At 65.1% G+C, this 22892-nt stretch carries 22 protein-coding genes; 14 read left to right on the forward strand and 8 right to left on the reverse strand.

Annotated elements, in window-relative coordinates:
• Positions 1-1213: efflux RND transporter permease subunit (locus VG320_RS24355; protein WP_327202621.1), on the forward strand; the 1213-nt coding region annotated here is incomplete at its 5' end.
• A 1-nt stretch (position 1214) separates the two neighbouring features.
• Positions 1215-2750 (forward strand): efflux transporter outer membrane subunit, encoded by a 1536-nt coding sequence (locus tag VG320_RS24360; protein WP_327202622.1) that lies wholly within the window; start codon positions 1215-1217, stop codon positions 2748-2750.
• Positions 2751-2843: 93 nt separating this feature from the next.
• Here the strand turns inward: VG320_RS24360 and VG320_RS24365 are convergent, their stop codons facing one another.
• The 3 genes from VG320_RS24365 to VG320_RS24375 all read right to left on the reverse strand — a co-directional run bounded on the left by VG320_RS24365 (position 2844) and on the right by VG320_RS24375 (position 5931).
• A complete protein-coding gene (locus VG320_RS24365) occupies positions 2844-3665 on the reverse strand; it encodes a prohibitin family protein (RefSeq protein ID WP_327202623.1) in 822 nt (273 codons plus the stop codon).
• Between the two features lie 35 nt (positions 3666-3700).
• A complete protein-coding gene (gene yiaA, locus VG320_RS24370; protein ID WP_327202624.1) occupies positions 3701-4159 on the reverse strand; it encodes an inner membrane protein YiaA in 459 nt (152 codons plus the stop codon).
• A gap of 308 nt (positions 4160-4467) precedes the next feature.
• Positions 4468-5931, reverse strand: coding sequence for a nucleobase:cation symporter-2 family protein (locus VG320_RS24375; RefSeq protein WP_327202625.1), 1464 nt, complete (start codon positions 5929-5931; stop codon positions 4468-4470).
• Between the two features lie 617 nt (positions 5932-6548).
• Between VG320_RS24375 and VG320_RS24380 the strand changes: the two genes are divergently transcribed.
• The 5 genes from VG320_RS24380 (at position 6549) to VG320_RS24400 (ending at position 10896) form a co-directional block, all read left to right on the forward strand.
• Positions 6549-8042 (forward strand): xylulokinase, encoded by a 1494-nt coding sequence (locus tag VG320_RS24380; RefSeq protein WP_327202626.1) that lies wholly within the window; start codon positions 6549-6551, stop codon positions 8040-8042.
• 52 nt (positions 8043-8094) lie between these two features.
• Positions 8095-8940: an S-formylglutathione hydrolase gene (fghA, locus tag VG320_RS24385; protein WP_327202627.1), complete on the forward strand. Its 846-nt coding sequence runs from the start codon at positions 8095-8097 to the stop codon at positions 8938-8940.
• Between the two features lie 88 nt (positions 8941-9028).
• Positions 9029-9412, forward strand: a complete 384-nt coding sequence (locus tag VG320_RS24390; protein ID WP_327202628.1) for a hypothetical protein — start codon at positions 9029-9031, stop codon at positions 9410-9412.
• A gap of 28 nt (positions 9413-9440) precedes the next feature.
• Positions 9441-9899 carry a hypothetical protein gene (locus VG320_RS24395; protein WP_327202629.1) on the forward strand — a complete coding sequence of 153 codons (459 nt, stop codon included), beginning with the start codon at positions 9441-9443 and terminating at the stop codon, positions 9897-9899.
• 4 nt (positions 9900-9903) lie between these two features.
• Complete coding sequence (locus VG320_RS24400) at positions 9904-10896, forward strand: patatin-like phospholipase family protein (protein WP_327202630.1); 993 nt, start codon at positions 9904-9906, stop codon at positions 10894-10896.
• An 88-nt stretch (positions 10897-10984) separates the two neighbouring features.
• Here VG320_RS24400 and VG320_RS24405 read toward each other — a convergent pair whose 3' ends face one another.
• Genes VG320_RS24405 through VG320_RS24415 form a run of 3 tightly spaced genes read right to left on the reverse strand, consistent with a single transcriptional unit; the run spans position 10985 to position 13695 of the window.
• The gene (locus VG320_RS24405; RefSeq protein ID WP_327202631.1) at positions 10985-11767 is read right to left on the reverse strand and encodes a metal ABC transporter permease; all 783 of its coding nucleotides are present in this window, start codon (positions 11765-11767) and stop codon (positions 10985-10987) included.
• On the reverse strand, positions 11760-12731 hold the full coding sequence (locus VG320_RS24410) for an ABC transporter ATP-binding protein (protein ID WP_327202632.1): 972 nt from the start codon (positions 12729-12731) through the stop codon (positions 11760-11762). The genes VG320_RS24405 and VG320_RS24410 overlap by 8 nt, the downstream gene beginning before the upstream one ends.
• Positions 12732-12768: 37 nt before the next feature.
• Positions 12769-13695, reverse strand: coding sequence for a metal ABC transporter solute-binding protein (locus VG320_RS24415; RefSeq protein WP_327202633.1), 927 nt, complete (start codon positions 13693-13695; stop codon positions 12769-12771).
• A 412-nt stretch (positions 13696-14107) separates the two neighbouring features.
• Here VG320_RS24415 and VG320_RS24420 point away from each other — a divergent pair, with 412 nt between their 5' ends.
• The 7 genes from VG320_RS24420 (at position 14108) to VG320_RS24450 (ending at position 20926) form a co-directional block, all read left to right on the forward strand.
• Positions 14108-14911 (forward strand): L-iditol 2-dehydrogenase, encoded by an 804-nt coding sequence (locus tag VG320_RS24420; RefSeq protein WP_327202634.1) that lies wholly within the window; start codon positions 14108-14110, stop codon positions 14909-14911.
• 74 nt (positions 14912-14985) lie between these two features.
• Positions 14986-16308: a sugar ABC transporter substrate-binding protein gene (locus VG320_RS24425; RefSeq protein WP_327202635.1), complete on the forward strand. Its 1323-nt coding sequence runs from the start codon at positions 14986-14988 to the stop codon at positions 16306-16308.
• Between the two features lie 114 nt (positions 16309-16422).
• Positions 16423-17370, forward strand: coding sequence for a sugar ABC transporter permease (locus VG320_RS24430; RefSeq protein ID WP_327202636.1), 948 nt, complete (start codon positions 16423-16425; stop codon positions 17368-17370).
• Positions 17367-18239: a carbohydrate ABC transporter permease gene (locus tag VG320_RS24435; RefSeq protein ID WP_327202637.1), complete on the forward strand. Its 873-nt coding sequence runs from the start codon at positions 17367-17369 to the stop codon at positions 18237-18239. Before VG320_RS24430 ends, VG320_RS24435 begins: the two co-directional genes overlap by 4 nt.
• Positions 18239-18931: an HAD family phosphatase gene (locus VG320_RS24440; RefSeq protein ID WP_327202638.1), complete on the forward strand. Its 693-nt coding sequence runs from the start codon at positions 18239-18241 to the stop codon at positions 18929-18931. The genes VG320_RS24435 and VG320_RS24440 overlap by 1 nt, the downstream gene beginning before the upstream one ends.
• 73 nt (positions 18932-19004) lie before the next feature.
• Positions 19005-20114 carry a sn-glycerol-3-phosphate ABC transporter ATP-binding protein UgpC gene (locus VG320_RS24445; protein ID WP_327202639.1) on the forward strand — a complete coding sequence of 370 codons (1110 nt, stop codon included), beginning with the start codon at positions 19005-19007 and terminating at the stop codon, positions 20112-20114.
• A 173-nt stretch (positions 20115-20287) separates the two neighbouring features.
• Complete coding sequence (locus VG320_RS24450; RefSeq protein WP_327202640.1) at positions 20288-20926, forward strand: hypothetical protein; 639 nt, start codon at positions 20288-20290, stop codon at positions 20924-20926.
• A 27-nt stretch (positions 20927-20953) separates the two neighbouring features.
• Here VG320_RS24450 and VG320_RS24455 read toward each other — a convergent pair whose 3' ends face one another.
• A complete protein-coding gene (locus tag VG320_RS24455) occupies positions 20954-21907 on the reverse strand; it encodes a sugar-binding transcriptional regulator (protein WP_327202642.1) in 954 nt (317 codons plus the stop codon).
• 67 nt (positions 21908-21974) lie between these two features.
• The coding region (locus VG320_RS24460; RefSeq protein WP_327202641.1) for a xylulokinase at positions 21975-22892 on the reverse strand (918 nt) is incomplete at its 5' end.

The raw sequence follows: 22892 nt of genomic DNA on the forward strand, positions 1-22892 counted from the left end.
CAACGCCTCGCTTGGCCACGACAAACTGATGGCCGCGCGTAACCAGTTGCTCGCGATGGCTGCGAAGGATCCGTCGCTGGCCCTCGTGCGTCCGAACGGCCTGAACGACACGCCGCAGTACAAGATCAACATCGACCGCGAGAAGGCTGAAGCGCTGGGTGTGACGTCGGCGGCGGTGGACAACACGTTCTCGATCGGCTGGGCTTCGTCGTACGTCAACAACTTCCTTGACGTCGATGGCCGGATCAAGAAGGTGTACGTGATGTCGGACGCACCGTTCCGTATGTCGCCGACCGATCTGGATCTCTGGTACGTGCGCAACAGCGCGGGCGGGATGGTGCCGTTCAGCTCGTTCGCGAGCGGCCAGTGGACCTACGGTTCGCCCAAGCTCGAGCGTTACAACGGTATTTCCGCGGTGGAAATCCAGGGTGCGGCAAGCGCCGGCAAATCGACCGGTCAGGCGATGACGGCGATGGAACAGATCGCGGCGAAGCTGCCTGCGGGTATCGGCTACGAATGGACCGGCCTGTCGTTCCAGGAACGCCAGTCGGGTTCGCAGGCGCCGATCCTCTACGGCATCTCGATCCTCGTCGTGTTCCTGTGTCTCGCGGCGCTGTATGAAAGCTGGTCGATTCCGTTCGCGGTCATCATGGTGGTGCCGCTTGGCGTGCTCGGCGCGCTGCTGGCGGTGACGCTGCGCGGTCTGGAAAACGACGTGTTCTTCCAGGTGGGTCTGTTGACCACGGTGGGTCTGTCGGCGAAAAACGCGATTCTGATCGTGGAATTCGCCCGCGACCTGCAGGCGGAAGGCACCATGGGCCCGATCGAAGCGGCGCTCGAAGCCGCCCGACTGCGTCTGCGGCCGATTCTGATGACCTCGCTCGCGTTCATTCTGGGCGTGCTGCCGCTGGCCATCAGTAACGGCGCGGGCTCGGCTTCGCAGCACGCGATCGGCACGGGCGTGATCGGCGGGATGCTGACGGCGACGTTCCTCGCGATCTTCATGATCCCGATGTTCTTCGTGGTGATCCGCGCGAAGTTCGCCGGCGAGAAGGAAGACCCGGATGTGGCGCTCCAGCACTACGAAGAGCATCACGCGCACGACCATGACCATGACCATGACGCCGACAATGGCGGCACGGGTGGCAACGGCAGTGGCGGCGCCGGCGGCAACGATGGCGGCAGCAACGGCCCGGGCAAGGAAGGACATTGAGATGCATAAACTATCCGTAATTGCAGGAGCCGCTGCGCTCCTGGCGGGCTGCACGATGGCGCCGTGGTATCACCGGCCCGAAGCGCCGGTCTCGCAGACCTTCCCGCAAGGCGGCGTCTACGCGACGCAGCCGGGCGCGAACGGCGGCGATGGCAGCGCGGCTGGCCACAGCGCCAACGGCGCGGCCGCCACCGAAATCGGCTGGCGCGACTTCTTCATCGATGCGCGTCTGCAGCAACTGGTCGCGATCGCGCTGAAGAACAACCGCGATCTGCGTGTTTCGGTGCTCAACGTCGATGCGGCGCGTGCTCAGTACCAGATCACGCGCGCCGATCTGTTCCCGGCCATCAACGGTACGGGCACGGACACGCGCACGCGTGTGCCGACGGCCTTGCAGACCGCGCCGACCAACCCGTACAGCGTCTACAACGTGGGCGTGCAGGCGTCGTGGGAGCTTGACTTCTGGGGTCGCGTGCGCAGCCTGAAGGACCAGGCGTTGGCCCAGTACCTGTCCACGGCGCAGGCGCGCAAGGCGGCGGAAATCTCGCTCGTCTCGCAGGTCGCGGACCAGTACCTGACGATGCTTTCCGACGACGACCTCCTGAAGGTCACGCAGGACACGCTCAAGACGGCGCAGGACTCGTACAACATCACGAAGGCGCAGTTCGACACGGGCACCGGTACCGAACTCGATCTGCGTCAGGCGCAGACCGTGGTCGAGAACGCCCAGGCCAACCTGCAGGCGCAACTGCGCGCCCGCGCGCAGGCCGAAAACGCGCTCGTGCTGCTGATCGGCGAGCCGCTGCCGGCGGATCTGCCGCAAGGCCTGCCGCTCGACGGCCAGAACCTTGTTGCCGATATCCCGGCGGGCCTGCCGTCCGACCTGCTCACGCGGCGTCCGGACATCATGGAGGCCGAAGAAACGCTGCTCGCGGCCAACGCCAATATTGGCGCGGCGCGTGCGGCGTTCTTCCCGAAGATCTCGTTGACGGCGGCGTTCGGCACCGAAAGCCTGTCGCTCGGCGGGCTCTTCAAGGCGGGCACGGCGGCATGGAGCTTCGTGCCGCAGGTCACGCTGCCGATCTTCGAAGGCGGTTCGAACATCGCGAACCTGCAACTCGCGAACGTGCAGAAGCGCATCGAAATCGCCAACTACGAGAAGGCGATTCAGTCGGCGTTCCGCGAAGTGGCCGATGGCCTCGCCGCGCGCGGCACCTACGATCAGCAGATCGGGGCGCTCGAGCGCAGCACCTTCGCGAACCAGCGTGGCCTCGACCTGTCGGAGTTGCGCTACAAGAACGGCGTGGACAGCTATCTGCCGGTGCTCACCGCGCAGACCAGCCTGTACACGGCGCAGCAGGCGCTCATCACGGCACGTCTGGCGCGCCTGACCAACCTCGTCGATCTGTATCGCGCACTCGGCGGCGGCTGGATCGAGCACGCCGGCGAAACGCCGCGCCCGGCCGATGCGCCGGTCGATTACGGCGCGGCCAGCGCACCGGCGGCGGCTTCGGCTCCGGCGGCTACGGCAGGCTGAGCGGCGCGTCGAAAATCGCGTCAGCAGGTATCAAAGTGAAAACGCCACGGGTGACCGTGGCGTTTTTTTATGTGCGTGCGATTCGCAGCCGCTTCACCGCGCGCCCTGTTGCGGTGCCGCGAAATTCACGAACGGAATCGCCGCGCCCGACCATTGCTGCGGCAGATGCCCATCCCACTTCTTGACCGCCTCCAGCGCCACGTACTCCGAACCGCCTTGTTGCTGGATCGCCTGCGCCTGGATCGCGATGGCCTTCGCCTGGCCCTCGGCTTCGACAATCTTCTGCTGCGCCGTGACCCTTGCCGTTTCGAGCTGTTGCTCGGCGGTTAGCCGGTTCTGCCCCGCAACCACTTTCTGCCGCACCGCATCGGCGAACTGCTCGTCGAAGTGGAAGTTCTGCACGTTGATGTCGCTCACGATAATGCGGTACTTCGTGAGTTTTGCCTGCAGCACCTTGACGATGTCCTGCGAGACCTGTGCGCGCCGCGTAACCAGTTGCTCGGCCGTGTACTGCGAGGTCACAGCCTTGAACGATTCGTAGAGCGCGGGGACGATGAATTTCGCTTCGATATCCGAATCGTTGCCGAAATTGTTGTAGACGTAAGGCGCATGCTCCGGGTCGTACTCGTAGTTGAGCGTGATGTCCTCGAATACTTCCTGGAGATCGGCGGTGCCCCCTTCGGCCTTTGTCGCGGTGGCGCTCTGGAAGCGCACGTTGAAATCCACCACCTGCGCGAGCGGGTTGAGGATGTGCAGGCCTTCGGCAAGCGGCTTGTCCTGCACGTCGCCGAACACCTTGACGATGCCGCGATGCCCTGCCGGCACCACGTGCACGCTCATGAAAAGCACGAGCGCAACGGCGGCCACTGCTGCGCCGATCGCCACGGACTTCGGATTCGAGGGGAGCTTGAACATGGCAGGCAGGCCCGGTTTGTTGTTGCGGCCATCGCTCAATTTGAACCCTCAGGATCGCGCGCAGGGAAGGGCGTTGCGGCTTCGATGCTCTGCGGACGTGCGGCCTGAATGTCGCGCGTATTCTTCTGCACCGTGACCGAGCCGAACAGGGCGAGCACGAACGACATTGCGTAGAAGCCTTTTTCGCTGAGCGCGAGCGTGGCGTTGAAGAGGCCGACGGCGAGCAGCAGGATGGACAGCACGAGCGCAACCCAGCTCAGGAAATAGTAGATGCCGGTGACGGGCAGACCTTCGGCGCGATCGCGCACGCTCTTTTGCAGCGAGATGGCCGCGTAGAGGCCGAACACGAGCACGGTGAAGTAGTAGCCCTTTTCGTTGAGCTGCATCCCCGCGTTGAAGAGGCCGACCAGATAGGCGCAGAAGCCCGCAAGGAGGGCGGCCCACGAGGCGGCAATAAAGGCAAACGAAGGCTGTTGAACTGTGCTGTCGGTCATCGGAATCCCCCTGTCTTTTGAGTGGCTATAGACGCGGTCGTAAGCCACGGTGAGGCCGAATATAGCGCAGGGAGCGAAAAGCGAGTGCGTCGATGCCGGCAATCAGGCGCTGTTGGAGAGCTTTGACGCAACTTTATGCATGATGACTGGATCGTTGCGCGCGCAATCATCTATCCGGCATCGCAACCAATAAAAAAGGCGTCACGGTTTCCCGTGACGCCAAACCAGCAAAAGGCCCCGGCACGCGCCCTATGCGCGGTCGGGGCACCTCTCGCGTCGACTCGGTGTGCCCGTCAGTACTGGTGTACTCAGTGCGCCGCGGTGCGCGGCATTTCCTGACCGGCTTGTTCGCCTGACGCGCCGTGCGCGTGGCTGCCTTCGAGATCGTGACCGGCGCGGCGGATGTCGCGCTCGGCGGCGCGTTCGCTCTTCACGCCGTTGAAAATGATGTTGAGGATCACAGCCGACACCGAAGCCAGCAGGATGCCGCTATGCAGGATCGGCGACAGGGCGGGCGGCAGTTGCGCGAAGAAGTGCGGCGAGACCACCGGCACGAGGCCAAAGCCCACGCTCACCGCGACGATAAACAGGTTGTGCTGGTTCTTCACGAAGTCCACCTTCGAGAGCACCTTGATGCCGTTCGCCGCCACCATGCCGAACATCACGAGGCCCGCACCGCCGAGCACGAACGGCGGCACCGAAGCGACCATCTGCGCCATCTTCGGGAACAGGCCGAGCAGCACGAGGATCACGCCGCCCATCGCGCAGACATAGCGGCTCTTCACGCCCGTCACACCGATCAGACCGACGTTCTGCGAGAACGAGGTATGCGGGAACGAGTTGAACACGCCGCCGATCAGCGTGCCGAGACCATCCACACGCAGGCCGCGCACGAGCGTCGCCTGATCGACGGGACGCTCGACCATGTCGCCCACGGCGAGGAACATGCCGGTCGATTCGATGAAGGTGACGAACATCACGATCACCATCGTGGCGATCGGCAGGATGTGGAACTTCGGCAGACCGAAGTGGAACGGCATCACGAAGCCGACCCACGGTGCATGCGTGACGCCGTCGAGACTTACGCGGCCCAGCGCCAGCGCGATCGCAAAGCCCGCGACTATGCCGAGCAGCACCGAGATATTGGCGATAAAACCGCGGCCGAACTTGTTGATGAGCAGGATCAGCATCAGCACGAGCAGCGACAGACCGAGATAGGTCGGATCGCCGTAATGCGGATTACCCACGCCGCCCGCAGCCCAGTTGATGCCCACTTCCATCAGCGAGAGGCCGATCACGGCGATCACCGTGCCCACCACGACAGGCGGGAAAAAGCGCAACAGCTTGCCGATCAGCGGTGCGATCACAATGCCGATCGCCCCCGCCGCAATGGTCGAGCCGAAGATGTCGAGAATGCCAAGCTGCGGATTGGTGCCGATGGCGATCATCGGGCCGACCGAGGCGAACGTGCAGCCCATGATGACGGGCAGGCGGATGCCGAAGATCCACAGGCCGAGCGTCTGGATCAGCGTGGCGATGCCGCAGGCGAACAGGTCGGCGCTGATCAGGAAGGCAACCTGGTCTTTCGGCAGACCGATGGCGCCGCCGACGATCAGCGGCACCGCAACGGCGCCCGCATACATCACGAGCACGTGCTGGATGCCGAGCGTGAGAAGCTGGCCGAACGGCAGGCGCTCGTCGCATGGGTGGACCTGGTCGCGGCCACGCTGTCGGGCCTGGGCCGGCTCCCTTTCGATACCCTGGGGATGCATGTCGTCTCTCTCCATCTTCGGTGTGGGAATATGGCCTCCAAGGTATGCGGGACGAAAATAAGCAACAAGACCGCTGGGGACTATTCCGTGCTTTCCGGTGGCGATATGCGCGCGGCCGGTTTAACGCGCTTTATCGGGGCCGTACCAACTATTGGGATTGATGCAGGGCAGTGCTGCGGCGCGTCGTGGCAGAGCGCGTGTGACGCTGTCAAACGGCGTTAAGGCCGCTTTTCAGGCGCTGGAAGGGATGGGGGTGCTTTTCAGGGGCGCCAGGCGCGCGACCTTCGCGTGAACTCCGGCGCGTTGTGGGCGCCGCACGAGCGGACCGCGAGGCGCGCCGCACATGGACGCGCTCTTATGATCTCTATTTCGCTTTGAACATGTGAGCCATTTTGCATCGCTCGACAAGGCCACGGGTTAACCCGCGAACAGGCTGCGAACGCGTGCGAACTGGGGCGAATCCGCATCGATTCGGCCGCTGTGCAATTCGTCTGTGCGGATCGCTCGCGGCTCACAAATGGTACCGCTATCATGGCTCTTTTGGCCGCCGCGATCCATCCCTCTTCAGATTCTCCAGGTGTCGCGCGCGTGCTCCCAACTCTCTTTCCACCTCTCGCATGAACGCATCGCAGACGCGCTTTCTCGGCATCGATCTTGGCACCGGTTCGCTCAAAGTGGCGCTCATCGACGAGTCGGGCGTTGAGCGCGCCGTCGCCAGCGTCGCTTATACGCTGGATACGCCGCAGCCAGGCTGGGCAGAAATCGATGTCGAGCGCTGGTGGCGCGCGCTCGTTGAAGCCTGCGCGCGCTTGCCGGAAGGGGAGCGCGCTGTGGTGCGCGGGATCGGCTTTTCCGGGCAGATGCACGGCGTCGTGCTCACCGATGCAGCGGGTCAGGCGCTGCGTCCCGCGATGCTGTGGCCCGACACGCGCGCGCATGACTTGCTCGACGCATGGGCCGTTGAATGGTCAGAGAGCGAAGGCGCGGCGTCGAATCCTGTTGCGCCCGGCATGGCGGGCCCGCTGCTGCGCTGGCTGAAGCAACACGAACCGGCAACTGCCGCTGCTGCGCGCTGGGCGCTTCAACCGAAGGACTGGCTGCGCGTGCGGCTCGCGGGCGCGGCGCAGGAGGCGTTCGTCGCGGATCCGTCCGATGCCTGCGCGACCGCGCTCGCCGCACCCGACGGCGCGTGGGATCTCGCCTTGATCGAGCGTTTGGGATTGCCTGCAGGTTGGTTCGCGCCGCTTGCGCCATCGGGCGCGGCCAGCGGCACGCTTGCCGCCGACGCCGCGCGTGCGCTCGGCGTGCCCGCAGGCGTCGTACTCGCAACGGGCGCGGGCGACACGCCGTGCGCGGCGCTCGGCAGCGGTCTGCGCGAGGAGGGCGACGCCTTGCTCACCACCGGAACCGGCGGCCAGATTCTCGTCACCGTGCGCACGGTGCCCCCCGCACGGCGCGGCCTGCATCGCTATCGATCGGCGAGCGGCGGCTGGTATGCGATGGCCGCGATGCAGAACGTGGGCGTCGCGCTTGAAGCGGCGCGCGGCTGGCTCGCCTACGATTGGGCGCAGGCTTATGAAGAGGCGTTCGCGGTGCCCCCGTCGGCCACGCTCACTTTCCTGCCGTACCTGAGCGGCGAGCGCTCGCCGTGGCTCGACCCGGCGGCGCGCGGCGGCTGGCTTGGCGCGGGCATCGGCGACACGCGCGGCGTGCTGATGCGCGCGGCCTTCGAAGGCGTGGCCTTTGCGTTGCGCGCGGGCCTTGATGCCTTGCGTGAAGCAAATGCCGGCGCAGATAGTGGCACGCCCGATGCGGCCATCGCGACGCTCAAGCTCGCGGGCGGCGGCTCGGTCGATCCGCGCTGGCGGCAACTGCTCGCCGATGTGCTCGGCGCGCAGCTCGACGCCATCGACTGTCCGAACGCCGCCACGCGCGGCGCGGCGCTGCTGGGCGGCGTGGCGGGCGGACATTGGCGCATGGACGAACTCGCGGCGCTTGCGCCGGCGGCCACGCGTGTGGCGCAGCCGCGCGAGGACGCCGCGCTGGCGCAGCGCTATGCACGCTTCATCGATCTCTATGGCCGCGTGCGGACATGGTTTGCCGCCACGTGAGCGAGATCGATAAAGAACAGAACACGACGAACACGGTATCCACGGAGAAACCATGCTGATCCTGATTGAAGAACACGCCTGCTACGACGGCGTGCAGCGCATCTACAAACACGACTCGGAAACGATTGGCCTGCCGATGCGCTTTTCGGTCTATCTGCCGCCGCAGGCGCGCGCGCAGAAGGTGCCGGGGCTGTTCTATCTCGCGGGTCTGACCTGCACGGAGGAAACCTTCCCGATCAAGGCGGGGGCGCAGCGCTTCGCCGCGCAGCACGGCATCGCGCTGATTTCGCCGGACACCAGCCCGCGCGGCGCGAACGTGCCGGGCGAAGCGGATGCGTGGGATTTCGGCGTGGGCGCGGGTTTCTATCTCGACGCCACCCGCGAGCCGTGGGCGAAGCACTGGCGCATGGGCAGCTATGTGCGCGACGAACTGCGCGAAGCGGTGACCGCGAACCTGCCCATCGACGGCGAACGCCTGGGCATCTTCGGCCACTCGATGGGTGGGCACGGCGCGCTCACGCTCGCGCTGCGCAATCCAGAGATTTATCGGTCGGTGTCGGCGTTCGCGCCGATTGCCGCGCCCACGCGTTGCCCGTGGGGCGAAAAGACGTTCTCGGGTTATCTGGGCGAGGACCGCGAAGCGTGGAAACAGTACGACGCCAGCGAACTCGTCGGCCATGCGTCGCGCAAGTTCGAGGAAGGCATTCTCGTCGATCAGGGTCTGGCCGATAACTTCCTCGCCAACCAGCTCAACCCGGACGTGTTCGAAGCCGCCTGCGCGGCGGCGGGCCAGCCGCTCACGCTGCGTCGCCACGAGGGCTACGACCACGGCTATTTCTTTATCCAGAGCTTTATCGAGGATCATCTGGCGCACCATGCGCGCGTGCTGCTGAAGTAAAGCTTCCGACCCCGTGTGAAATTTTGATATCTGGTCAACCTGGTACTATCATCTGGTCAGGTTGATCTTTTTTCTGGAGCACACGGCCATGCCCGCATCCCTCATCGATCCGAAAGCCAGCAAGGAAAGCGCCGAGCGACGCATGGACGATTTTCAGGCGGCCGTGAAGGCGATCGCCGCGCGCGTGGGCGCCACCGACGTCAACGCCGCGGGCACGCCCATCTCGGCGTTCAAGACGAATTATTCGAGCGTGCTCAAGCGCGTGAAGTCCGGCTCGGTCGAGATCGTCAATCAGGGCCCGGAGCCGTTCATCATCCTTGGTCTGGAGCAGGCCGTCGCGCTTATGTCGAACACCGTCAGCGACCGCACCGTGGCGGAAGTGTTCGCCGGGTTGCCATCGGTGAGCGCCACCGGCAAGCTGCCGCGCGACGTCTCCATCGACGCCGAGGATCACTACCGCGTGCCGCGTTAAACACTCACTAGAACATCACAGGCCGTTCATGCCGAGATTCCTGCTGGGCACCAATACGCTCATCGACATGTGTATCGAAGACACCGCCTCGCGCAAATGGATCGAAGGCGGAGTGAAGGCGCGCGACATCAATCTGAGTGTCATCAGCGTGGCGGCCGCGCGCCAGGTGATCGCCCAGCACAAGACCAGCGAGCCGCGCCGCGCGGCGTTCAGGAAGGCGCTCGAAGCGCGTCTTGCGGCGCTCGTGGACGACGGCTCGGTGATGTTGCCGTTCGCCGAAAACGAGGCCGCCGAGTGGGAGCAGTGGCGCGGCCATCATCCGCTTGAGATAGAGAAGGGCGGCCAGCGCCATGCGGTCGGCCAGGACACGCGCATGGTGATCGCCACGGCGGTCGCCAACGGCTGCACGCTGGTCGAACCCGAGGAGACGTACCACCGCGAGCTGCGCAAGCTGCAGGTGGAAGTCGTGTCCCTGCTCGAGGCTTAAGCCCTTGGACGACCAGTTCCGGGTGCCCGACGGCCGGCTCACCCCGGCGCCCGCCTGCACACGCGTGCTGAGCCTGTCGGGCGGCGGTTATCGCGGGCTCTACACGGTGCGGCTGCTGGCGCGCATCGAGGAAAGCGAGCGCTTCGGCAATGGAGGCGCGGCGCCTATTGGTGAGCGTTTCGATCTGATCGCCGGGACTTCCGTGGGCGGCATTCTGGCGGCGGGGCTTGCTGCGGGCGTGAGCGCGGGCGAACTCTACGCGAGGCTCGCGCAATGGGGGCCGACGATCTTCCCGAAGCTCTTCGGCAGCGCCTTGCGCAAGCTCTTTAGCGAAAAGGTCTATTCAGCGGAGCCGCTCGAACTTGCCATCATCGATTGTCTGGACGTCTGGGCGGGCAAGCGCCTGAGCGAGATCGACAAGCCGCTTATGTTGACGACCGTGAGCTGGTCGCTAGGCGAGTTGCGCCTGTTGCGCAGCCGCGGCCTGGCGGGCGACGAAGCCGATACCTTCACGCTGCTCCAGGCAACACGCGCAAGCTCTGCCGCGCCCGCGCATTTCCCGGCGATGCTGCTCGACGACGACTGGCATGTGGACGGCGGTCTGGCCGCCAATTGCCCCGACGCGCACGCGCTCAATCAGGCACAGCGGCGCGGAGTGCCGGTGCGCATGTTGAGTGTCGGCACCACGGGCGTGCGTCATCGCAGCGTGCCAAGCCGTCTGCCGCTGCGCGGCCTTTCGTGGGCGCAGCCCGCGCTCGCGCTGAGCATGGAGGCGCAGGAGCGCATGGCGCAGGCCACTTGCGCGCGCGAGCTACGCGAGCGCTATCTGCATCTGAACAGCGATGCGGGCGCCGATCAGGAGGTGCTGCGCGGACTCGACATCGCCACGCCCGACGCCACGGCGGCGCTTACGCGGCTGGCGGATCAGCGCTTCGAGGAACTGCTCGCCGATGCCGATCAATCGCGCCGTCTGCGTCTGATCCTGGGCGACGGCTGACGTAACGGGCGCATCAGCCAGCTCAGCATGAAAAAACGGCGTCGCGCCTTTCGGTGCAACGCCGTTTTTGCGAGTGCGGTGGAGTCGATCAGCGCCGCCGGATCAGACTCGCGCCATAGACCAGCGCGGCGAGGGCGGTGATCCAGAAGCTCGTCGGCCAATCGGTATAGAAGGCGAGCGTCACGCCGATCCACGCTTGCGCCAGCGCCAGCAGCGCCGCGAGCACGAGACCGGCCGACAGGCGCGTCGTCATGTTCTGCGCGGCGGCGGCGGGGCCGACCATCAGCGTGAACACCAGCAGCACGCCGACAATCTGCGTGCAGGCCGCCACGGCGAGCGCCGCAATCGCCAGAAACAGCACCGAGACGAGACGCAGCGACACGCCCTTGGCTTCGGCCAGTTCCGGCTGCAGCGAAGCGAACAGCAACGGCCGCATGATTGCCGCGAGCGCCGCGAGGCTGGCCACAGCCAGCGCCGCGAGCGCGCCGAGCGTCTCGCGGTTCACGCCCAGCACGTTGCCGAACAGCAGCGACGTGACCTGGGTGGCGTAGGCGGTAAAGAAGTGCAGAAACAGCAGGCCGAAGCCCAGCGCGAGCGAAAGAATCACGCCGATGGCCACATCGCGGCCCGCGAGCTTTTCGCCGAGAGCTCCCATCGACACGCCCGCCGCGAGCGTGAAGCCCACCATGCCCCACATCGGCGAGATGCCGAGCAACACGGCGCCCGTCGCGCCCGTGAAGCCCACATGCGAAAGCGCGTGACCCGCAAAGGTCTGCCCGCGCATCACCAGAAAGTAGCCGACGATGCCCGCGAGCACCGCCACGATGCCCGACGCCGCGAAGGCGTTCACCATGAAATCGTAATCAAGCATCGTGCGAATGGCCGTGGGCGTTGTTGTGGTGGTCCTGAGCGTCGCTGTGGCCGTGATCGTGGCCATGATCGTGGCCGTGTGCATGACCGTGTGCATGACCGTGGTCATGATCGTGCTCGTGTTCGTGGTCGTGCTTTTCGACCTCGACATCGCCCGACATCACGAAAATGCGGCCCTTCATGCGCATCACCTCGATAGGCGAGCCATAGAGACGCGAGAGCACCGGCGCGGTGATGACTTCGTCGACACTGCCGAGTGCCGCCACGCCGTTGCCCAGATACAGCACGCGATCGAGCGCGTTGAGCAGGGGATTGAGTTCGTGCGCCGAGAACAGCACCGCGATGCCGAGTTCACGCTGCACGCGCCGCACGAGTTCGACCACGCCGCGCTGATGGTGCGGATCGAGGCTGATGAGCGGCTCGTCGAGCAGCAGGAGCTTCGGGTCGCCCAACAGGCATTGCGCGAGCAGGAGGCGCTGGCGTTCGCCGCCGGAGAGTTCGGACAGCGGCCGGTCGGCCAGCTTCGTTGCGCCCACCAGGTCGAGCACGCGCTCGACGTCGGCGCGCGTGGCGACGTCCGCACGCGGCAGGCCCCAGCGATGACCGTCGGCAGCCATCGCCACGAAGTCGCGCCCGCGGATTCGGCGGCTCGCCAGCGCCGTGCGCGTCTGCGGCATGTAGCCGATCTTCGGATTGCCGCGCGCCACCGGTTCGCCGAGCACGTGGATCGCGCCGTGCGAAGCGGGCACGAGGCCGAGGATCGAGCGCATCAACGTGGTTTTGCCCGCACCGTTCGGCCCGAGCACGCCGATGAATTCGCCCTGGTTCACGGCGAAATTGGCGTCGCGCAGGATCGTGCGATCGCCGAGCGTGAGCGTCACGCCCGCAACCGTGAGCACCGGCTGGGGCGCGCGGTGGCTGGCGTGGTTTGTCGCCTGTTGAGAAGCGGGCGCGGCTTCGGTCATTGCTTCTGTTCCCTGCTGACTGCGTGTTGTTTGAGGCTTATTTTGTGGCCAGCGCGCGGCTGAGTGCGTCCAGCTGCGCAAGCATCCATTGCTGGAAGTTCACGCCGGCGGGCTGCGTCTCGGTCACGCTGACCGTCGGCACTTTCGATTGCTGCGCAAGGCCGAGCATGCGGCGCGTGAGCGCTTCGGTCGCCTGGCTGTTGTAGATCAGCACATGCACGCGGCGCTCGCGCAGATCGCGCTCGAAGGCGGCGATATCGGAGGCGCTGGCCTCGGTGTCGTTCATCGCCGCCAACTGGAAGCGCAGGTTGCGCATGTCGAGACCAATCGCATCCGACATATAACCGAACACCGGCTCCGTCGCCGTCACCGGCTGGCCCTTGTACTGCGCGCGCAGCGCCGCGACCTTCGCGTCGATCGGCTTGAGCGAGCCGAGAAACGTCGCAAGGTTGGCATCGTACACGCTCTTGTGCGCCGGGTCTGCGGCGTCGAGCGCCGCGCCCACGGCGCGCGCGACGGCGGGCATGGTCTGCGGGTCGTACCAGAGGTGCGGATTGTCGCCCGGTTTCCTGCCGACGAGGTCCGCCGCGACGATGGTTGCGCGCTGGCTGCTCTGGCTGGCGGTCGCGCCCAGCAGCTTGGTCATCCACGGATCGTAGTCCGCGCCGTTGTACACCACCACGCGCGCATGCTGGAGCGCGCGTGCGGTCTTCGGGCTGGCTTCGAACAGGTGTGGGTCCTGGTCGGGATTGCTCAGGATGCTCGTCACGTTCACGTAGTTGCCGCCGATCTGCTTGACCACGTCGCCGTAGAAGTTTTCCGCGGCCACGACGTTGATCGCGGTGTCGGCGGCGTGCGCGGCGGCTGGGCCGAACAGCGCGGCCACGGCTGCCACGGCTGCAAGCGCGGAAATTGCCGAACGCACGGCTGGCGTGCGCAGCGTCGCGCGGGTGAATGCGAACATGGTCCTATCCTTGACGAGAGCGAGGCGTGAGAACGGGCTCCAGGTTGGCGTGCGACACGACGCACCACCCGGAGAGGCCAAAAATCCGTGAAGGCGAGATGATATAACGTAACGCGAAAGATGGCGAGCCAGCCTGGTGGCGCGATGGTTACGGGGTGTTGAAACGACGCGCGACCGGGCGCGGGAAATGCGCGCTATCCAGCGCTGGACGGACGTTGGCCGCACGCCTTGCGCGTTGCACCATCGAAATCCGCTGCGCTGGCGTTTGTCCGCCTTGACATGTGTGCGTGCGTATCCGATCATTCGACCACCAAGAGAGCAAATGCTCATGCGGTGAGCGAGTGTTCAGGCTATGAGCCTGGCATCGAAACTGATGCGGCTCATCGGCATGAAAGACATTGGAGACAAACCTGTGGCACATCCCGCGTACCCGGCGGCAGGACGTTTGCAGGACAAGGTGGCCGTGCTGACCGGCGCGGCCAGCGGCATTGGCGAAGCGGTTGCGCGCCGCTATCTGGACGAAGGCGCGCGCTGCGTGATCGTCGACGTGAAGCCGGCCGACGCCATCGCGCCCGCTCTTAGCGAAGCTTTCCCCGAGCGCGTGCTCGCGCTGAGCGCCGACGTCACGCGCCGCGAGGACATCGAGCGCATTGTGAGCGACGCGGTTGGCCATTTCGGCCGCATCGACATACTCTTCAACAACGCGGCGCTGTTCGACATGCGACCGCTGCTCGACGAATCCTGGGATATCTACGACCGTCTCTTCTCGGTCAACGTGAAGGGCATGTTCTTTCTGATGCAGGCCGTCGCGCGCCGCATGGTGGACCAGGGCCACGGCGGCAAGATCATCAATATTTCCTCGCAGGCGGGACGGCGCGGCGAGGCACTTGTTTCGCACTACTGCGCAACCAAGGCGGCGGTGCTCAGCTATACGCAGTCGGCGGCGCTGGCGCTCGCGCCGCACAGGATCAACGTGAACGGCATCGCGCCTGGCGTGGTGGACACGCCGATGTGGGAGCAGGTGGACGCGCTGTTCGCGCGCTACGAGAACCGGCCGCTGGGCGAGAAGAAGCGCCTGGTCGGCGAGGAAGTGCCGCTCGGGCGCATGGGCCTGCCCGAAGACCTCACGGGCGCGGCGCTTTTTCTCGCCAGCGCCGACGCCGATTACATCACCGCGCAGACGCTCAACGTGGACGGCGGCAACTGGATGAGCTGACGCGCGCTTGAAACGCATCTGACGAGTTAGACCCAGGCAGCACGACATAACGTAACAACAAAGGAGACAACGTCATGAAACCCGTATTCAAGACCGTGCTGCGTAGCATCAGCGCGGGCGCGCTGATCGCCGCGGCCGGTGCCGCGCACGCGCAGACCGTTACCGTTGCGATGTTGAACAACCCGGACATGATCGAGCTGAAGAAGCTCTCGCCGGCCTTCGAGAAAGCCAATCCGGGCATCAAGCTGAACTGGGTGATTCTCGAAGAAAACGTGCTGCGCCAGCGCGCCACCACCGACATCACGACCAATAGCGGCCAGTTCGACGTGATGATGATCGGTACCTATGAAGCGCCGCAGTGGGGCAAGCGCGGCTGGCTGGCGCCCATGACGGGCCTGCCCGCCGACTACGATCTCAACGACGTCGTGAAGACCGCGCGTGACGGTCTGTCGTACAACGGCACGCTGTTCGCGCTGCCGTTCTACGTCGAAAGCTCGATGACGTACTACCGCAAGGATCTGTTCGCGGCCAAGGGCCTGAAAATGCCCGACCAGCCGACCTACGACCAGATCCGCGACTTCGCCGACAAGCTCACCGACAAATCGGCGGGCACCTACGGCATCTGTCTGCGCGGCAAGGCGGGTTGGGGCGAGAACATGGCCTATGTGACGACGGTGGTGAACACCTTCGGCGGGCGCTGGTTCGACGAGAAGTGGCACGCCCAGCTCACCACGCCGGAATGGAAGAAGGCGGTGAACTTCTACGTCGACATGCTCAAGAAAGATGGCCCTCCGGGAGCCAGCTCGAACGGCTTCAACGAAAACCTCACGCTGATGTCCTCGGGCAAGTGCGCGATGTGGATCGACGCGACGGTAGCCGCCGGCATTCTCTACAACAAATCGCAGTCGCAGGTGGCCGACAAGATCGGCTTCGCCGCCGCGCCGACGGCCGTGACGCCGAATGGCGCGCACTGGCTGTGGTCGTGGGCGCTGGCGATTCCGAAGTCGTCGAAGTCGCAGGACGCCGCCAAGAAGTTCATCGAATGGGCCACCTCGAAGCAGTACATCGAAATGGTCGCGAAGGATGAAGGCTGGGCCTCGGTGCCGTCGGGCACGCGCGTGTCGACCTATCAGCGCCCCGAGTACAAGCAGGCCGCGCCGTTCTCGGACTTCGTGCTCAAGGCGATCCAGACCGCCGATCCGAATCATCCGACCGCCAAACCGGTGCCGTACACGGGTGTTCAGTTCGTCGGGATTCCTGAATTCCAATCGTTCGGCACGGTCGTGGGTCAGAGCATTGCCGGTGCAGTGGCAGGCCAGATGAGCGTCGATCAGGCGCTGGCAGCGGGTAATGCTGCGGCCGATCGCGCGGTGGCGCAGGCCGGTTATCAGAAGTAAGCATCAGCCCTAACGCCGGATACGTACGCGCCCACGCTGGCCGCGTGCGTATCCGGTGAAGCAGGACACGGCGCCGTGCCCCCGCCCGGCGCGCAACAGAGAAGGGTGGTCCTTATGCGTCATCTCCATCTCCCCATGCCCCTATTCAATCGAACCCGAGCGCCCAAACCGAATACGCAGCACGTGGAAACGCGCCGCTCGGCGTCGCGCTGGCTGGTCTCGCCTTCGGTCGCCGTCCTGCTGCTGTGGATGACGATTCCGCTCGCGATGACGATCTGGTATTCGTTCACGCGCTATAACCTGCTGAACCCCGACCTCAAGGGTTTCGCGGGCCTCGACAATTACAAGTTCCTCGCGACCGATCCCTCGTTCCTGCCCTCGATTGCGCACACCATCGAGCTGATCGTCGCCGTGCTGCTGATTACGGTGGTGGGCGGCGTGCTGATGGCGGTACTGTTCGACCGCAAGTTCGTCGGCATGGGCGTCGCGCGTCTGTTTGCGATCGCGCCGTTCTTCGTGATGCCCACGGTGAGCGCGCTGATCTGGAAGAACATGATCCTGCATCCGGTGTATGGCCTCGTCGCCATCGCGATGCGCTCGATGGGCATGACGCCGATCGACTGGTTCGCCGAATATCCATTGTTCGCGGTCATCCTGATCGTGGCGTGGCAATGGCTGCCGTTCGCGTTCCTGATTCTCTTCACGGCGATCCAGTCGCTCGACCAGGAGCAGAAGGAAGCCGCGAAGATCGACGGTGCCGGGCCCATCTCGCTGTTCTTCTACATCACGCTGCCGCACCTGCGCCGCGCGATTGCCGTCGTCGTGATGATGGAGTCGATCTTCCTGCTGTCGATCTTCGCCGAGATCTACACGACCACGGGCGGCGGTCCCGGCAACGCGACCACCAACCTCACTTACCTGATCTACTCGATGGGCCTGCAACAGTTCGACGTGGGCATCGCATCGGCAGGCGGCATTCTGGCTGTCGTGCTGGCGAACATCGTGTCGTTCTTCCTCGTGCGCATGCTCGCGCGCAACCTCAAAGGGGAGTACGAAAAATGAGCCAAGTCACTGCTTCCCGCGTGCCCGATTCGCCGCACGCGGTCAACCGCTCCTCGCCGCTGCAGTTCATTGGCCGCGTGGTGCCGGGGCTGCTGGCGTGGGTGATCGCCATCGCGCTGTTTTTCCCGATCTTCTGGATGACGATCACGGCGTTCAAGACCGAGCAGCAGGCCTACGTGCCGACGATCTTCTTCATGCCGACGCTCGACAGCTTCCGCGAGGTGTTCGCCCGCAGCAACTACTTCGCGTTTGCGTGGAATTCGGTGCTGATCTCAGCGGGCGTGACGATCGTCTGCCTGATCCTGGCCGTGCCCGCTGCGTACGCAATGGCGTTCTTCCCGAACCATCGCACGCAGAAGATCCTGCTGTGGATGCTGTCCACCAAGATGATGCCGTCGGTGGGCGTGCTGGTGCCGATCTATCTGCTGTGGAAAAACACCGGTCTGCTGGATACGGTGAGCGGGCTGATCATCGTCTACACGCTCATCAATCTGCCAATTGCGGTGTGGATGGCGTACACCTACTTCAACGAAATTCCGCGCGACATTCTGGAAGCCGGCCGCATGGACGGCGCGGCCACGTGGCAGGAAATCGTCTATCTGCTCATGCCAATGGCAGTGCCTGGGCTGGCGTCCACCGCGCTCCTATTGATCATTCTTTCGTGGAACGAAGCATTCTGGAGCATCAACCTCTCAAGCTCGAACGCGGCGCCGCTCACGGTGTTCATCGCTTCGTATTCGAGTCCTGAAGGGTTGTTCTGGGCCAAGCTCTCCGCCGCCTCGTTGCTGGCGGTTGCGCCGGTGCTGATCGTTGGCTGGCTTTCGCAGAAGCAACTGGTGCGCGGCCTTACCTTCGGAGCGGTCAAGTAATGACTCATGTCGCAATTCAGGCATTGATCTGCGACTGCGACGGCGTGCTGATCGACAGCGAAGCGGTGGCGGCAAGCGTTCTGGTGCGCGAACTCGAAGCGCGCTGGCCCGGTGCGGTGGTCGCGCCGGTGCTGATGCCGCTGCTCGGCCAGCGTATCGAGCGCGTGCTGGGCGGCACGAGCGAAGCGCTGGGACGTCGTTTGACTGACGCCGATATCGCCGCGATCCGCGCCGTGGCCGAACGCGAAGCCGCTCTAGCGCCGCTGTTCCCGGGCGTGACTGAAGCGCTCGACGCGATTGCGCTCACCAAGGCCTGCGCGAGCAACAGCTATACGGCCGTGGTGCGCCAGGTGCTGGAGCGCACGGGCCTCGCGCGCTTCTTTGGCGATCGTATCTATTGCGCCGATGCGGTCGCCAAACCCAAGCCCGCGCCCGATGTGTATCTGGCCGCGGCGCAAGGCCTGGGTGTCGCGCCGCAAGCGTGCATCGTGGTGGAAGACAGCGTGACCGGCGTGACCGCCGCGCGCGCGGCGGGCATGCGGGTGCTTGGCTTCGTGGGCGGCGCACACGTGGGCGGCGACGCGCATGCGCTCGAATTGCGCGAAGTGGGTGCCCAAACCATCTTCGACGATATGCGCATGCTGCCGGGGCTGGTCGCGGACTGGATGCAGAGCGCCGAGGCGCGCGCGTAGTACTGAACGTACCCAACATGCTGAAAATCGCGGTGCACTGGGAAAGACGCACCGCAACGAATGGAGACACATCATGGCAAGCGTGATCCTGAGAAACGTGCTCAAGCGCTACGACGACACCGAAGTCCTGCGCGACGTGAACCTCGATATCGCCGATGGCGAGTTCGTCGTGTTCGTCGGCCCGAGCGGCTGCGGTAAGACCACGCTCATGCGGATGATCGCGGGCCTGGAAGACATCAGCGGCGGCGATCTGACGATCGACGGCACGCGCATGAACGACGTGCCGCCCGCCAAGCGCGGCATCGCGATGGTGTTCCAGTCCTACGCGCTCTATCCGCATATGACGCTGTACGACAACATGGCGTTTGGCCTCAAGCTCGCGGGCACGAAAAAGCCCGAGATCGACGCGGCCGTGAAGAACGCCGCCAGGATCCTGCACATCGACCATCTGCTCGACCGCAAGCCCAAGCAACTGTCGGGCGGCCAGCGCCAGCGTGTGGCGATCGGGCGCGCGATCACGCGCAAGCCCAAGGTGTTCCTGTTCGACGAGCCGCTGTCGAACCTCGACGCCGCGCTGCGCGTGAAGATGCGTCTGGAATTCGCGCGCCTGCACGACGAACTCAAGACCACCATGATCTACGTGACGCACGACCAGGTGGAAGCGATGACGCTGGCGGACAAGATCGTGGTGCTCTCGGCGGGCAATGTCGAGCAGGTTGGCAGTCCGAATCGTCTTTATCACTCGCCGGCGAACCGCTTTGTGGCAGGGTTCATCGGCTCGCCCAAGATGAACTTCCTCGACGGCCAGATCCAGCAGGTCGATAGCGACGGCATCGTGGTGCGCTACGCGAGCGGCGAGACGCAGAAGGTGTCGGTCGAACCGCGCGGCGCGCGCGAGGGCGACAAGGTCACGGTTGGCATCCGCCCTGAGCATCTGCATGTGAACGCTGGCGAATACGGCGTGAGCGCGAAGGCGATGACGGTGGAGTCGCTCGGCGACGCGGCCTATCTGTATGCCGAATCGGCGGTTGCGCCCGATGGCCTGATCGCACGCATTCCGCCGCTGGAAAAGCACGAGCGCGGCGAAGTCATGAAGCTGGGCACGACGCCCGACCATTGCCATCTGTTCGACGCGCAAGGGCTGGCGTTCGAGCGGCGCTTCGCGCAGGAAATGGCGGCTTGAGATTGAGGTGTTGTTGAAGTCGTTCGTTGTCGTTGTCTGAGGTTGCCTTGCCCCAACAAGGGACGCCCGCTTTCGAGCGGGCTTTTTTTTGCACGCGTTTTTTGCGCACGTGAAGGCGGGAAAAGGAGGGAGGGCGCTATGATCCAGCGTCCCAAATCCGACAGCGTGCCATCATGATCCGAAAGATCGCGTCGATCGCGAGTGCTCTCGCGGCATCGTCACTTTTGCTGGGCGCATTCTCCGCGCACGCAGCCGATGTACCCGCAACGGTCGAGCAGCAGGTGGAAGCGCGCCTGGATAATCAGCATGAACTCCAGCCGCCGATCATCGACGCCAGCCCGGTCATGCCAGGCGCGTGGGTCTATTTCACGGACAACCTGACGAAGCGTCCAGGTCTGACCGACAACAACCGGCCGTACACGCTGGACGCGCATCTGATCTACGAAGACGCCGATCACGTCTGGCACGATCAGTTGTTCGACCGCTATCAGGAAGACGGCGGCATTCCGGCAATCGCCTCGGTGTTTTTCGCGCATGCGGACCAGACGCCTAAAAGCAAAAGCCTGGTCGTGCTCGTGCAGACGCCACAACAGCATTACGACTTCGGCGGCGATTTCTACGATGGTTATGTTTACAAGCTGACGGGCTCAACGCCGCAGGGCGCGGTGTTCGTGGGCCTGCAAAACGACGCAAGCGCGCCGTTCATCGGCCAGTGTCAGTGCGGATTCCGCGACGGCCATACGGAACACGCGCGCTATCCCAACGCCGATGCGATCCGCAAGGCGTTGGCGCAGACCTATCCGCGGAAATAAGCGCGAGCCTAAGACCCCTTAGACCGCTTAGATCGCTTCACCCAGCGCCGCGCGCGCGCATGCCTCGTCAGTCACCAGACCCGAGAGCCAGCCGCCCTTGAGCGCTGCGATCAAGGCCTCGCGCTTGCGCGCGCCGCCCGCAAAGCCGATGGTCGGGCGCTTGGGCGGCGAATCCAGATGCAGGCTCGTCACGCGCCGCCCGGTGGGTGAATCGACGCGACGGCCATCGGCATCGATCGGCAGCCCGAGCATTTCGGCGATGGCGCCCAGCCGCATCAGCTCGTGCACCTCGTCCGTGGTCAGGAAGCCGTCCTCGTGCAGCGGACAATGCTCGCCGATATTGCCGATACCCACGAAGGCCACATCGGCCTCGCCGGAGAGCGACTCGACGATGCGATAGAGGCGGTGATTGCACCACTGTGCGCGCTCGGCTTCGTTATCGGCGATCAGCGGTGCCGGCAGCAGGAAGTGCTTGCCGCCGGTCTTTTCGGAGATATGCAGCGCGACGTCGTAGCGGTTCGAGGAGCCGTCCTGCGCAATCGCTCCAACCATCGAGACAAGCCGGTGCTGTGGCCGCTCGATCTGCGCGATCTGATCGACGGCGGCCTTGAGCGTACGCCCGCTGCTCACCGCGACCACCATCGGCCGTTCCTCGTTCAGATAGCGCTCCATCACCTGCGCGCCCGCCACGGCGAGCTTGCGGTCGATGGCTTCCTGCGTGTCGCCGTCGACGGGCACCACTTCGCACATCGCGAGGCCGTAGCGCTTCGAGAGCCGGTCCGCGAGCGCGAGACAGTCGGCCAGTTGATGATCGACGCGCACGCGGATCAGGTTCTTCTCGACCGCGAAGGCTACGAGCCGCTGCGCGACTGGGCGCGAGACCTGGAGCTTTTCGGCGATCTCGTTCTGGGTGTTGCCGGCCACGTAGTAGAGCCACGCGGCGCGGGTGGCGAGATCGAGTTTTTCGGTGGACTTGGGCACGGTGGTGGTGAGGATCGGCGCGAGCGTTGTTGGATGGCGGGCGAAGTGTACTGGATCGGCGTCGTCCTTACGCCAGCCTTTCGCGCGCGGGATCGAACAGTGGCCGCACATGCCGGTAGAGCGCGCGATAGGACGCCAGCCGTTCGCGCAGCGCCGCGTGGCGCGCGGCATCGGGCGTGTATTCGGCTGTCACGGTCGCCTTGGCGAGCACGGTGTCGAAGTCGCCGCCCGCTGCCAGCCAGCCCAGGCGTGCCGCGCCAAGCGCCGCGCCGGTTTCGCCGCCGCCGTGCTGGCGCGTGGGCGTGTCGAACGCGTCGGCCACCAGTTGCGCCCAGTAGGCGCTGCGCGCGCCGCCGCCGAGCATCGAAAGCGGGCCGACTTCGGTACCAGCCGCGCGCAGGGCGTCGAGGCCGTCGGTGAGCGCAAGCGTCACGCCTTCGAGCACCGCGTAGCCCAGCAGCGCGCGATCGGTCGCGTGCGTCATGCCGAAGAACACGCCCTGCGCGTACGGGTCGTTGTGCGGCGTGCGCTCGCCCGAGAGATACGGCAGAAAGAGCGGCGCCTGGCCAAGCGTGCGCGCGTCGAGCTTTTCGACTTCGGCGAGCAGGGTGGGCTCGTCGGTGCCGGTGAGCTTGCAGACCCAGCGCAGGCAACTGGCCGCCGAGAGCACCACGCTCATCTGATGCCAGCGATCGGGAATCGCGTGGCAGAACGCGTGCACCGCCGAGGCCGGATTGGGCGCGAAGCGGTCGCCGATCACGCACAGCACGCCCGAAGTGCCGAGCGAGACGAAGCCGTCGCCCGGCTGCACCGCACCGATGCCGATCGCGCTGGTGGCGTTGTCGCCGCCGCCCGCCGCGACCACCACGTCTTCACGCAGGCCGAACTCGCGCGCGACGGCGGCGAGCAGCGTGCCGGACGGTGCGCTGCCTTCGGCGAGCGCGGGCATCTGCGCGCGCGTCATGTTGCAGGCGTCGAGCAGCGC

Source organism: Paraburkholderia sp., from assembly GCF_035948235.1.
Lineage (GTDB): Bacteria > Pseudomonadota > Gammaproteobacteria > Burkholderiales > Burkholderiaceae > Paraburkholderia.

What these genes read in the sequence shown, in the direction of transcription:
- VG320_RS24360 (WP_327202622.1), top strand. Translation starts at nt 1,215, where the DNA reads ATGCATAAACTATCCGTAATTGCAGGAGCCGCTGCGCTCCTGGCGGGC.
- VG320_RS24405 (WP_327202631.1), bottom strand. Translation starts at nt 11,767, where the DNA reads ATGCTTGATTACGATTTCATGGTGAACGCCTTCGCGGCGTCGGGCATC.
- VG320_RS24435 (WP_327202637.1), top strand. Translation starts at nt 17,367, where the DNA reads ATGAGCCAAGTCACTGCTTCCCGCGTGCCCGATTCGCCGCACGCGGTC.
- fghA (WP_327202627.1), top strand. Translation starts at nt 8,095, where the DNA reads ATGCTGATCCTGATTGAAGAACACGCCTGCTACGACGGCGTGCAGCGC.
- VG320_RS24380 (WP_327202626.1), top strand. Translation starts at nt 6,549, where the DNA reads ATGAACGCATCGCAGACGCGCTTTCTCGGCATCGATCTTGGCACCGGT.
- VG320_RS24395 (WP_327202629.1), top strand. Translation starts at nt 9,441, where the DNA reads ATGCCGAGATTCCTGCTGGGCACCAATACGCTCATCGACATGTGTATC.
- VG320_RS24445 (WP_327202639.1), top strand. Translation starts at nt 19,005, where the DNA reads ATGGCAAGCGTGATCCTGAGAAACGTGCTCAAGCGCTACGACGACACC.
- VG320_RS24450 (WP_327202640.1), top strand. Translation starts at nt 20,288, where the DNA reads ATGATCCGAAAGATCGCGTCGATCGCGAGTGCTCTCGCGGCATCGTCA.
- VG320_RS24410 (WP_327202632.1), bottom strand. Translation starts at nt 12,731, where the DNA reads ATGACCGAAGCCGCGCCCGCTTCTCAACAGGCGACAAACCACGCCAGC.
- yiaA (WP_327202624.1), bottom strand. Translation starts at nt 4,159, where the DNA reads ATGACCGACAGCACAGTTCAACAGCCTTCGTTTGCCTTTATTGCCGCC.
- VG320_RS24415 (WP_327202633.1), bottom strand. Translation starts at nt 13,695, where the DNA reads ATGTTCGCATTCACCCGCGCGACGCTGCGCACGCCAGCCGTGCGTTCG.
- VG320_RS24390 (WP_327202628.1), top strand. Translation starts at nt 9,029, where the DNA reads ATGCCCGCATCCCTCATCGATCCGAAAGCCAGCAAGGAAAGCGCCGAG.
- VG320_RS24365 (WP_327202623.1), bottom strand. Translation starts at nt 3,665, where the DNA reads ATGTTCAAGCTCCCCTCGAATCCGAAGTCCGTGGCGATCGGCGCAGCA.
- VG320_RS24425 (WP_327202635.1), top strand. Translation starts at nt 14,986, where the DNA reads ATGAAACCCGTATTCAAGACCGTGCTGCGTAGCATCAGCGCGGGCGCG.
- VG320_RS24440 (WP_327202638.1), top strand. Translation starts at nt 18,239, where the DNA reads ATGACTCATGTCGCAATTCAGGCATTGATCTGCGACTGCGACGGCGTG.
- VG320_RS24375 (WP_327202625.1), bottom strand. Translation starts at nt 5,931, where the DNA reads ATGCATCCCCAGGGTATCGAAAGGGAGCCGGCCCAGGCCCGACAGCGT.
- VG320_RS24430 (WP_327202636.1), top strand. Translation starts at nt 16,423, where the DNA reads ATGCGTCATCTCCATCTCCCCATGCCCCTATTCAATCGAACCCGAGCG.